The sequence below is a fragment of the Lysinibacillus pakistanensis genome (genome assembly GCF_030123245.1).
GTDB classification, from domain to species: Bacteria; Bacillota; Bacilli; order Bacillales_A; family Planococcaceae; genus Lysinibacillus; species Lysinibacillus pakistanensis.
In genome coordinates this window covers 141,080-153,392 of the sequence record NZ_CP126101.1, presented here as the reverse complement: position 1 = coordinate 153,392, position 12,313 = coordinate 141,080, and the positions used below count along the sequence as shown (strand labels likewise).

Annotated in this window: 10 protein-coding genes; 7 read left to right on the top strand and 3 right to left on the bottom strand. The window is 38.8% G+C overall.

Going from position 1 to position 12,313, the window contains the following annotated elements; genetic code table 11:
• Positions 1–66: 66 nt before the first annotated feature.
• Together QNH24_RS00765 and QNH24_RS00760 are read right to left on the bottom strand one after the other, a co-directional pair.
• Entirely contained in the window at positions 67–498 is a 432-nt protein-coding gene (locus QNH24_RS00765) for a protein-tyrosine phosphatase family protein (protein WP_283870303.1), read from the bottom strand.
• A 19-nt stretch (positions 499–517) separates the two neighbouring features.
• Positions 518–1,465 (bottom strand): carbohydrate kinase family protein, encoded by a 948-nt coding sequence (locus tag QNH24_RS00760; protein ID WP_283870302.1) that lies wholly within the window; start codon positions 1,463–1,465, stop codon positions 518–520.
• 491 nt (positions 1,466–1,956) lie between these two features.
• On the opposite strand from QNH24_RS00760, the gene QNH24_RS00755 reads away from it, so the two are divergent.
• The 7 genes from QNH24_RS00755 (at position 1,957) to QNH24_RS00725 (ending at position 10,934) form a co-directional block, all read left to right on the top strand.
• Positions 1,957–2,520, top strand: a complete 564-nt coding sequence (locus tag QNH24_RS00755) for a GNAT family N-acetyltransferase (RefSeq protein ID WP_283870301.1) — start codon at positions 1,957–1,959, stop codon at positions 2,518–2,520.
• A gap of 18 nt (positions 2,521–2,538) precedes the next feature.
• Positions 2,539–3,465 (top strand): DMT family transporter, encoded by a 927-nt coding sequence (locus tag QNH24_RS00750; protein ID WP_283870300.1) that lies wholly within the window; start codon positions 2,539–2,541, stop codon positions 3,463–3,465.
• 197 nt (positions 3,466–3,662) lie between these two features.
• Entirely contained in the window at positions 3,663–4,754 is a 1,092-nt protein-coding gene (locus QNH24_RS00745) for an extracellular solute-binding protein (RefSeq protein WP_283870299.1), read from the top strand.
• An 889-nt stretch (positions 4,755–5,643) separates the two neighbouring features.
• Positions 5,644–6,714, top strand: a complete 1,071-nt coding sequence (locus QNH24_RS00740; protein ID WP_283870298.1) for an ABC transporter ATP-binding protein — start codon at positions 5,644–5,646, stop codon at positions 6,712–6,714.
• 12 nt (positions 6,715–6,726) lie between these two features.
• Positions 6,727–8,448 (top strand): ABC transporter permease, encoded by a 1,722-nt coding sequence (locus tag QNH24_RS00735; RefSeq protein ID WP_430674669.1) that lies wholly within the window; start codon positions 6,727–6,729, stop codon positions 8,446–8,448.
• 27 nt (positions 8,449–8,475) lie between these two features.
• The gene (gene argH, locus QNH24_RS00730) at positions 8,476–9,990 is read left to right on the top strand and encodes an argininosuccinate lyase (RefSeq protein WP_283870297.1); all 1,515 of its coding nucleotides are present in this window, start codon (positions 8,476–8,478) and stop codon (positions 9,988–9,990) included.
• Positions 9,987–10,934, top strand: a complete 948-nt coding sequence (locus QNH24_RS00725; RefSeq protein ID WP_283870296.1) for an N-acetylglucosamine kinase — start codon at positions 9,987–9,989, stop codon at positions 10,932–10,934. Before argH ends, QNH24_RS00725 begins: the two co-directional genes overlap by 4 nt.
• Positions 10,935–10,960: 26 nt before the next feature.
• On the opposite strand, the gene QNH24_RS00720 is transcribed toward QNH24_RS00725, so the two are convergent.
• The gene (locus QNH24_RS00720) at positions 10,961–12,265 is read right to left on the bottom strand and encodes a transglutaminase domain-containing protein (RefSeq protein ID WP_283872710.1); all 1,305 of its coding nucleotides are present in this window, start codon (positions 12,263–12,265) and stop codon (positions 10,961–10,963) included.
• Between the last annotated feature and the right edge of the window lie 48 nt (positions 12,266–12,313).

Below are 12,313 nucleotides of genomic sequence, written 5' to 3'. Positions count from 1 at the left end.
TTTTGCTAAAAAGGACCATTTTATAGAAAAGAAGTACCAAAATAATTTATGGTACTCCCCTAATTATTATTTATATAGTTTTCGCAAAGCATCCGCCATTTTTGGACGGATTGTTACTTGTGGTCGTGCCTCCTTTACAGCCGCTTCAGCCACCTCTAGAGAGCTAGCAAATCCAAGCTCCATCAATACAGCTGTGGCTGCAACACCTGCTCGTCCACCGCCACTTCCGCAATGAAAGTATACCTTCTGGCCATTCTCATAGGCAGAAATGATTTCATCGGCTACCTTTTTTATAGATGGTGCTACCTCTAAATCATCATCAGCTATCGGTAAATGCTTGTACAGATATGCAGACTCATTCTGTTCTTCTGGGGTAAGGCCATTTACCCGAACATCTATTACAATATCAACGGACTCATGCTCAAAAGCCGCTTCAGCATCCTTTGCCCCACCGAAAAATAATCGATCCTTCACTAACACATCATAGTTCTTCTCCATTTATACACGCTCCACATGATTATTTAAGCAAATGCTTAATATCATCATAATAAGGAAGAGCTGTTAAAGCCCCCGCTTTTGTTGCCGCTAAAGCACCTAGTTTATTGCCAAAGCTTACACAACGAATAAGCTCCTCTTCTGTTGTAGGTAAGCCATTGTAATGAACATCACGTAATACACCAGCCATAAAAGCATCCCCGGCACCTGTAGTATCCACTGGCACTACCTTCTCTGTTGGTACATGAACCGTCTCACCGTTTAATACTGCATATGTGCCGTTTTCACCAACAGTAACTAAAATAATTGGCACTAGATAGCTGTTTAAATGCTCAATTCCCTCTGCCAAATTTGTTGTCTCTGTGAGGAAGAAAAGTTCATCATCTGTGACCTTTAAAATATCTACCTGTTCAAAAAAAGATGTGACTGTTTCACGGCAGATTTCCTCACTGCTCCAGCGTAGAGGTCTTATATTTGCATCCATCGCAATAATGGCCCCTTTTTCCTTAGCCATTTCTACTGCAGCACGTGTTGTTTCAAGTGCTGTAGGATGGAACATTGTACCTGAACAAACAGTTAACGCAGAGGCATGTTTAAAAGCTTCTTCATTCAATTGGGACGCTTCTACTTGTAAATCTGGCGTCTCATCGACATAATCTTTAAAAATTCGCTCACATGCTTCAGTTAAATGCACATAGACACCGCTAACACGTTTTGCAGGGTTAAAAACTGCATAATCCAGGGTCACCCCTTCTTGCGCAAGTCCATCTCTCACAAATTGTGAGCCCTCGTCATCCCCAGTAATGGTAATTAATGCAGATGGCGCACCAATACGGCTAATACCCGCTGCCACATTTACAGTCGCCCCACCCATATATTTAGTAAAAGATGTATTTGTTACATCATCAGCAATATAGTCGATAAAAGCATCTCCATAGACTAATATAAAATCCTTCTCATCCTTTGTCATTGTTGTCCTCCCAAAAGTCTATTCATTATAGATTAACATGAAAATAGTTGTCGCATAAAGTGAAACTTCATGAAGACGCCTTTCCTTAATCCTCCATAGTGGTGGGCTTATGTATTAATTATGCCTCGGCATAATTGCGTCTGGAATCGGCTTTGTGTTTAGGCCCGCGTAACGCAGGTCAGTTAGCCGTTATCGCATGGATGCGATGATTTTAGGCTAACATCCTTTATTAACTTCCTTTCGCTTTCGCACAGATAAATTGCCACAGGACGTTGCGTTCTTAGACTGAGTTCCTCTATTTCAACGGGTGTTTGGACCCTCTGAAAAGTAGCTTAGATTCGAATTCATCTCACCACCTATAGAGATGGGAGATTTCCGCTGAAAGAAGTTAAAGTTTTCTGAAGAATAGGAATGCGAGCATCCTTGACTTAAAACTTGAGTCATCTTCTATCTTTGTTATACTTGCCTATAGAAAGGTAGGGATTTTGACAATGAGTATAACAATTCGACAAGCGCAACCACAGGATGCCCATGCCGTTGTTCCATTAATAATGGATGCTATTGGTGATATTGCCAATCGTTTAACTGGTGAACAGACAGAGGAAGCTGTTAAACGAGAATTATCAAACCTTTTCAAACGTGAAGATAATCGACATTCTTATTTAAATACTTATGTAGCCATTGAGGATGAACACGTATTAGGAATTCTTGTTTATTACAATGGCGAGCAGGCTATTGAGATGGATGCTAACCTTGTAAAATGGCTGAAATCTAAAAATGCACCTTCTATTATCATTGATCAAGAGGCTCACGAGGACGAGTACTATATTGATACAGTATGTGTTACATCTGAGGCTCGTGGTAAAGGAATTGGTACATTGCTGCTTCAATATGCAGAGGAACTAACAAAGCAGCGAGGCTTTAAAAAACTATCGTTAAATGTTGAAACTCAAAAAGAAAATGCACGTCGTTTGTATGAACGTTTAGGCTTCGTCATTACAGAACCATGGTCAATTATTGATGAACCTTTTCATCATATGGTGAAGCAAATTTAGGAAGTGAATCGCAAAAATATGAAAACTAATTTACTATATCCTCTACTGATTGTTATTGCCTCTAGTAGCTATGGAGTACTGTCGACAATTGTCAAAGTAGCTATGCAACATGGCTTTACATCAGGGGAGGCTGTATCAAGTCAATATATTATTGGCTTCTTACTAGTCCTCACTATTTTTTTAATAACACAAAGACAATTACCCAAGCCATCGAAAAGCGGGCTAGCTATTTTGGTTTGCGCAGGACTGCTTACTGGAACTACAGGTATTGTTTATGGAGAATCATTAAGATATCTACCTGCTTCTTTAGCAGTAGTGATGCTCTTTCAATTTACCTGGATTGGTCTACTGTTAGATTGTGCATTACATAAACGGTTACCAAGTCGTCCAGAAGTGATTTCTCTTATTATTTTATTTGCAGGAACCATTTTAGCCGCTGGTGTGTTAAATGTGGATCTAAGTGGCATCCCAATAAAAGGGTGGCTGTTTGGCTTTGCTGCTGCATTTAGCTTTGCTTGTTTTATTCAATTTAACTCACGACCTGTGGAAGGTATTACAACTACTGCCCGTGTGTTAATTGTATCCTTCGTTGCACTTATTTTAATTAGTATCGTCCTGAACCCTGAAATTATATGGAATGGAAAATTATTTGTTCAAGGCTTATGGAAGTATGGATTAGCTTTAGGGCTTTTGGGCATTATTTTGCCAATTTACTTATTTTCAATAGCCATTCCGAAAATTGGTGGTGCCCTTGCCTCCATATTAAGTGCGATAGAACTTCCTGTAGCAGTTACAGTTTCCGTTATTGTTCTACATGAACCATTAACTACTATACAAATAATCGGTATAATTCTTGTCATTGTCGGGATGATGCTTCCTACAATTCTTACCCAACGTCGACAAAAAGACACTTTTTTAGAACCAATTAACAATAAAAACGCATAATTTAAATGAAGCTCCTTAAAAATGGTTAGCCCTTTTTAAGGAGTTTTTTCGAATTTTGTAATGATGGCGTTGATAACCAATATTTACTTAGTTTATGATGAGGGCAATTAGAATTTTTTAATAATTCTAACATTATTGTGTTACCTCCGTATTATACTGCTATATGCAAGTTACTCAATTGGAGAAAGGAGAAGAGGATGAAAAAATCGCGTATTTTCGGTTTTTTCCTTGTGCTAATGCTCATTGTCTTAGCTGCATGTAGTAGTGATAACAACAAGAATTCTACAAATGATGACAAAACGCCAAATCCTGAAAAGGCTGATGTTGAAACATCACCATCAGGCAAGTTAGTTATTTATACTGGTCGCGATGAGGAGATGGTACAGAAGGTAATCGATCAATTTAATGAAAAGTATCCAGACATTGAGGTAGAGTTTTTGACAATGGGGGCTCAGCAAATTTTAGAGCGTCTACGTGGTGAGAAGGCAAACCCACAGGCTGATTTCTGGTGGGGTGGTACACAATCAGCGCTTATTGTTGGGGCCAATGAGGATTTACTTCATGCATGGAAGCCAAGTTTTATCGATTCCATCAATACTGCGCATAAAGATGCAGAAGGACGTTGGTTTGGTGAAATGCTTCTACCCGAAGTAATTATGATTAACAGTGATGTATTAACGAAAGAATCTGGACCACAGGATTGGGATGACTTATTAGATCCTAAATTGAAGGATAAAATTTTAATTCGTGGTGTTTTAGCATCTGGAACTATGCGGACTATTTATTCCTCGATGATTGTACGTCAAGGTGATGATTCCCCTGAAAAGGGCTATGATTGGCTATTACAATTAGATGCCAATACAAAAGAATATACACAAGATCCAAATGCACTTTATTTAAAGCTTACTCGTCAGGAGGGCAGTGTTTCGTTATGGAATCTGCAAGATATTTTATTAAAAAAATATACGACAGATTATCCTTTTGACTACATTTATCCAAAAAGTGGTGCACCAATTTTAGTAGATGGTGTAGCTGTTGTCAACAATGCGAAAAACTTAGAAAATGCAAAGCTGTTCGTTGAATTCCTATTTGAAAAGGGTATGGTCACGCAACTAGCTAATGATTATTATCAGATTCCTACACGTTCTGATATCGATAAAGCAACAATGCCTGAATGGTTCCAAGAGCTAGATTTAAAAACTTTTGATATTGATTGGCAGCTTATGTCGGAAAAAGAAGCCGAGTGGATGGAATACTGGGATAATAATATTAAAGGACGTGGTAAATAACATTTCTCATTAATGATAGAAAATAGCTTACTAGTGTTATCACTAGTCATGTTGTTGAAATACTATTATGTCAATGAAATCAAGGTGACAAATTAAAAGTATAGTCCTTTTTCAAAACGAGGGGTTGATCTCCGTTCCGACTGAGTGCTTTCCTGGGGGCGTCCGATGAGCCGCTTCACTCGCTCCAGGGTCTCATCTGTGACGCTGAATCCCCGAGGAGTCACTCAGTCTACACTCCAATCAACCACTGCTCATAGTATTTTCTTCTGGCATTTCACACAAATTAATAGTGATAAATTTGAAGTCTTAGCCATCACTATATTGTGCAAAAATGGAGCTTTGATAACATTTTTCTATGTGAATGCAGAGCGACAGTAATAAGTGGCTTTTTATGTAAAGTGAAAAAGTAGTTTTATGCATAGAATGTAGGTTGACAGCTATAGAATTGTACCACTATTCTATCCATTTAATGATGGTGAGTAACATGTTTTTATTTTACTTTTGAGGGAAGAAAATATTTAAAGTTCTACACTATTGCTGATTGGAGTGCAAGGCTACTCGACTCCCGTGGGATAGCGAGACAGATGAGACCCTGCACGGAGCGTCAGCGCAGGAAGCGGCTCGTCGCTCGCCCACAGGAAGCTTTGCTCTGTGCGAAAGCGAAGCGTCAGCAACAAAGCGAGTAGCCTGGAACGGAAATCATCTTCATTTTGACTAAATATTCACAAAGGTATCCTTGACCATTTAGTTTTTCAACACTATGACTAGTGTTATCACTAGTTTGCTATTTTTGTATAAATGACCACCTATTGCTCACCGAAAGGATAACAGAATTTCTTATTTGAAAGCCTTCATGTATTCTAACTTTCTGCGAGAAAGGAGCACTTTTTTGAGAAGTGTCAAAATAGAGAATGTCTCTAAGCAATTTGGTCAGGTGCATGGTGTAAAAAATTTAAGTCTTGATATTAAAGCTGGGGAGTTTTTTACATTTCTTGGTCCGAGTGGCTGTGGTAAAACAACCACTTTGAGAATGATTGCCGGCTTCTACTACCCAACAGCGGGGAAAATTCTATTTGATGATCAGGATGTGACTCGGCTTCAGCCCAATAAACGGAATATCGGTATGGTGTTTCAAAACTATGCTCTATTTCCCCATATGACGGTTGATGAAAATATAGCCTTTGGTTTACAGGTTAGAAAACTTACCAAAAGTGAAATAAAACAAAAGGTCGATCGAATTCGAGGGCTTGTTCATCTAGATCCATATGGAAACCGAAAAATCAATGAGCTATCAGGCGGCCAACAGCAAAGGGTCGCATTGGCAAGAGCTCTTGTGATTGAGCCAGATATTTTACTACTTGACGAGCCTTTATCGAATTTAGATGCAAAATTGCGTGAGGAAACTAGAATTGAAATAAAACGAATTCAAAGCGAGCTTGGTGTTACAACTATTTATGTGACGCATGATCAAATGGAAGCCATGGCCATGTCTGATCGCATTATGGTGATGGAAAATGGCTATATCAAGCAGATTGGTTCCCCTCAGGAAGTTTATCATCGCCCTTTAAGCCGCTTCGTTGCAAATTTTATCGGTGAAACAAACCTAATCGAAGCAACTATTGATGCTATTGATGACGAGTATATACAAGCAAAAACAGCAAATGGCCTTGTTCTCACCGGGCGAAAGCACCAAAGCCCTCTAACTTTATCGCATATGATTGGAGACAAAGTGTTTATCTCTATTCGTCCAGAATCGATTCATCTTGATAAAGGTGACAATACTTTGACTGGTAAAATTTCTTTTGTTGAATTTACTGGAATTAGCGTGAATTATATTGTCGATTTTCATGAATTTTCGCTAAAAGTTATGATTGTTAATTCAAGCGATTCATTAAAAAAGATTGGTGAGGATATTACGTTAAATATTCCGTATGATGCATTGTATTTTTTAGGGGAATAGGGGGGGAATAACATGAACAAAACGCCCATCAACTCTCCTAAAGAAAATATATGGTCACGAATTATGTATTCAAATGGGTTTGTATATATCCTTATTGCGCCATTATTTTTAGTATTGTTTGCCTATGTGGTTTATCCCTTCTATCAAACTTTTTTACAGAGTTTTTCAGGTGATGATCCATTTTTCTCCTATAAAAAATTTTTTGATCTGGCTAGCCCCGCCAATTTAGAAGCATTATGGACTAGTCTATATATTTCAGTCATCAGTGTTATATGCTGTGCAATTGTCGGTGTGACAATGGCATTTTTACTGGAACGTTATGATTTTCCTGGAAGACGGCTGCTATCAATTTTAATATTAGTACCCATGGCTCTTCCACCGTTAGTAGGTGTGTTGTCCTTTACATTTTTATATGGGGAAAGCGGTATCTTTCCACGCGCCTTCCAGTATTTATTTGGATTGGATCAAGTACCCTTTTCATTAAAGGGAATTTGGGGAGTTATCGTTGTCCATACGTTCACGATGTATACCTATTTCTATCTGACTGCCTCTGCAGCTATAAAGGGGCTGGACCCAGCATTAGAGGAAGCAGCTACGAGCCTTGGCGCTGGACGTATCCGCATATGGACAAAGGTTATATTACCGATGCTGACCCCCTCAATAGTGGCATCCTCATTGTTAGTATTTATGATATCTATGGCATCCTACACGGCACCATTAATGTTCGGTGTAGAGCGTACCATGACAATGCAAATTTATTTATCTCGTACGAATGGCAATTTAGATATGGCAGCGACACAATCTATGATTTTATCCTTTGTGTCTATCTCCTTTCTGTTGCTAATGCGTTGGTATCAAAATCGCCGAAACTATCAAAATCTAAGCAAAGGCGTCAGTATCCATCGATCAGAAGTATCTTCAAAGGGAATGAAAATAGCTGCCACTACTGCATCGTTCATTGGTACCTTAATTTTGATTTTACCCATTATCGTGCTTGTATTAATTTCATTTTCCGTGGATGGTGCATGGAAAACGCAAATTCTCCCAACTGAATACACAATGAGTCATTATGTAGCACTGTTTACAGATGAACGCACATGGCGACCCATTTGGAATTCTATACAGATGGGTGTTGTTGCAACGATTGGTAATATAATTTTTGGGGTTGCAGCTGCTTACGCTATGATACGATTAAACTTCAAAGGTAAAACATTACTTGATATACTAATTATGGTACCATGGGCATTGCCAGGGACAGTTGTTGCTGTTAACTTAATTGCAGCCTTTAGTACTGAAAACGTCTTTGCTTTTAATCAGGTGCTTATTGGGACGTTCTGGATTTTGCCATTAGCTTACTTTATTAGACATTTACCGCTTGTCTTTCGCTCGACATCCGCTTCACTTGTACAATTAGATCAGTCTATTGAAGAAGCATCACGAGGCCTAGGTGCCACTTGGTGGTATACGTTTAGTCGAATCGTAGTACCGCTTACCTTTACTGGAATTCTTGCAGGAACATTATTAGCGCTTGTCCAAAGCATTGGTGAGTTTGTAGCATCCATTCTTATTTACAGTACATCTACTATTCCACTGTCCGTCGCTATATTCCAAAAACTATATTCATTTAAATTTGGAACTGCCTGTGCTTATGGTGTTTTACAAATTTGTTTAATTTTAATTGTACTGATTATTTCTGAGAAGTTATCTAAGGGCAGTGCTGGCTCGGCCATCTAACTGCTCATCTACTAGGAGGCAATGAACATGTTTGAAGATTTCCGCAACAAAACACAGCAAGAAGATGGGATGATTTTCCCTTCTAATATTTATCGCAAAATTGTCTTACAACCGGCCTATGATGAAGCAAAGAAAAACTTTTTATCAATCATGCTACAAATTAATATTGCACACTTGAAAATGCTGGAAGAACAAGGTCTCATAAAAAAAGAAGAGGCAAAACAAATTGGTGTCGCACTTAAAAAGCTAGATTTAAACTACTATCGCTTAGAGGATTACAGCCCAAGATATGAGGATTTATTCTTCCGTATTGAGAATAAATTGATAGAATTGGCTGGTGATGTTGCCGGAAATCTTCACATTGGCAGAAGTCGTAATGACATGGGTATTGCCATTTATCGCATGACACTAAGAAAAAAATTATTATTGCTTATGCGTGAATTATTAACATTACATGATGATTTAATCGCAGCTGCAGAGGAGCATGTTGATACTATTATGATTGGCTATACCCATACTCAACAGGCACAGCCAACAACCTTTGCTCATTATTTGAAGGCTGTTATTGATCAGTTAGAACGGGATTTCGAACGTTTGCAGCATGTCTACAAAACAGTTAACCGTAGCAGTATGGGGGCAGCAGCACTAACAACAACAGGCTTCAAAATTAGTCGAGAGCGTATGCGTGATTTATTGGCATTCGATGAAATTATCGAAAATGCCTGGGATGCTGTTGCAGGTGCAGATTATATTGCTGAGGCAGCAAGCATTGTACAGCTTGCGGCACTTAATCTTGGTCGCACATCACAGGACTTTTTACTGTGGGCTACGCAGGAGTTCAATGCCTTTACACTAGCAAGTCCATATGTACAAATTAGCTCCATCATGCCACAAAAACGTAACCCTGTTTCAATCGAGCATACTCGTTCATTACTCTCAGCGGTTGTTGGGGATGCTAGTACAGTATTACAAATGGTACATAATACACCGTTTGGAGATATCGTAGACACAGAAGATGATATGCAACCCTATTTATGGCGTGCTATTGATCGTTTACTAGGTATTTACAAACTATTTGGTTCACTTGTTGTGACAATGAATGTGAACAAGAAAAAATTAAAAAATCGAGCAGAAAATAGCTTTGCCAATGTAACAGAGCTTGCTGATACCCTGGTACGGTCAGAGGGGATATCCTTCCGTCAATCACATAGCATTGTCAGCAAATGCATAAAAGTACTGCTTGCTCACGGTGAGGAATCTTTAGTAAGCCTTACATGGGGATTAGCGAATACACAATCTAAGTTAATTACTGGTAAACCGTTAAATATTTCTGAAGAGGATTTTTATAACACTTTAAAACCAGAAACTTTTGTAGGTGTTCGTACATTGCCTGGTGGCCCAGCACCAGAAACAATGAAGGCGTCGCTTGAAAAATCTAAGGTAAAAGCTCAAGATCTTTATGCCTGGATTCATGCAAAGGAGACAAAAATCATTGAGGCAGAAAAACAATTAACTGTATTTTTAGAGGACTGGAATCAATGACGAAATGGCTCCTTATTGTTGACGGTGGTGCTACTAAAACGGCTTGTGCAGTCGTACATGCCGAATCTGGTGAAATTAAATATTCAAATTCCACAAAGGGCTCCAACTATCAAGCAATTGGTACTGAATCAGCTACAGCAGTATTGCAATCCTTACTAGCAAATGTATATGATTTTTTACAAAAACAAGAGGATTCAAAAATTGAGGTAGCGACCTTTGCATTGTCTGGGATTGATTCTTCTAAAGATCATGAAATTGTATCAGCTATTGTTCAACAGGCCATCTCCTCTACTTCATTGCAAGTCGATACACTTATTATTGAAAATGATGCACAAGCTACTTTACTAGGGGTCACTGCTGAACAAGCAGGTGCTTTACTCATTGCAGGCACGGGTGCCATTGCGTATGCCTTTGATGGCTCTAAAATTGCACGCGCTGGTGGTTGGGGACATCGCGCAGGGGATGAAGGTAGCGGCTATTGGTTAGGACAAGAAGTAATTCGTGCTATTTTCAAGATGGAGGACGGACGCGGGGAACCAACCATCCTAAAAAATGCAGTCTATCATTATTTACGCATTCAAAATGTTACGGAACTAGCTGCATGGCTGTTCAATCCATCTTATACAAATGCACAGCTCGCAAAAATGGGCGCATTTTTGGCAGATGCAGTAACTAAAAAGGATCCTTGTGCCATTCAAATATCCATGCAAGCTGCCCATGAATTAGTGCTTTTAGCTTGTGCAGTATTGAAAAAAATTGGCTATAATGGTGGCGCATTTACCCTTTATTGCAACGGTGGTGCTATTAAGCATAACCCAATTATTTTTAAAACCTTCTCTCAGGAAATGAAATCCATGTATCCACAAATTGAGGTTTCCTTATGCCATCATCAGCCTATTTATTACATTATAGAGCGTACAAAAAGAGCCTATGACAATTTATAATGTCATAGGCCTTTTATATACTTGATTTAGAGCGCCATTTTTTTCAATCCATCTGTCGTAAAATATAAATAGCCGTCTTTTACAAATAAATCCCTCGTATCCTCTCTATTGAGGATCTGTTCCCCACTTCCGTCAGGACGAATTTTTGTTAAATACGCGCCATGCGAATAATTGCTAAAGTAGAGCCAGCCATCTGCATACACGATATATTGGGCTCGAGAGTTTGAAATACGCATTGACTGACCCGTTTTCAAATCAAGCATATATAGTTTATTATCATCAGTAACATCACTATAAAAAATTTGCTGCCCTACCTGAGCCGGAAAGTCTATATTATGAAAATAGTTATATTTAGTACTCGTCGCTTTAGGATAGTCTTCAGCGATCCATGTATGATCTTTTGCCATCGTTCGATCATCCACTAAAAAGTATTGATACCGCACCGCCCCTTTACGATCAGGGACTGGGTCATTCCATGTTGTGTCAAGATGATACCATTGGCCATCCAGCTTGACTAAATTCCAAGCATGTCCTTCCTGTCCAACATAGCCCACTATATATTTTGTTTCTATACCTAGCTTTTGGAGCATCGAATGTGCTAACAATGCATATCCTTGACAAACCCCTCCATGCTCAGCCAGTACAGTATATGCGCTATGTGGGCTTGAAGATGTTTGATCAGTATAAGCTGTGTTAGCAACGATAAAGTCATTAACAGCCCTTACCTTCTCTATATCATTTAAAGAATTTTGTTGAATAGAGGCAACTATATCTTGAATATTTGTTTCCACATATGCTGCTTGATCTGGTGTCATCAAATAGCTTTGTTTACCATAAATTGTGGCTGTTTTTCTACCATATTCAAACCTGATTGAGTGTTTGCTAATATGTCCATATACATAGTCATCTCGTTTAATAGCATTGTCATAGGCTTCTTCCACAATCTGTTCAATTCGTTGTGTACTCCCTTTATATTGAATCTCAAACGTTGGTGAAAAACTACTGTAGTAGGCATACATTGCATCAGCCATTTCCTTTGCATTTGTTACAACTAATTTTGCGTCAGGCTTCGGAGCCGTAGGAGCTGTCACAGCAACCCTTGCTTCTGGTTCCTCTTCTAGAGGTGTGGCTGTTTCAATAGAGGTATTCTCTGACAATTTGGCAGTGACATCTACAATTTTTTCCTTTGTTGAGAGCAGCATGGTTTCAATTTCATCATTATTTGCCCAAGTAATTACTTGTTGGACAACTGCTTTTCCAGTCGTATAAATTGGGTCAATAAATATAACGATTATTACGATAATGGCTAATTTTTTCCACAAAATCCTCACCTCCAACCGTCTTCCTCTTTTTATTATATACAAAAAAGCACAAAGAAC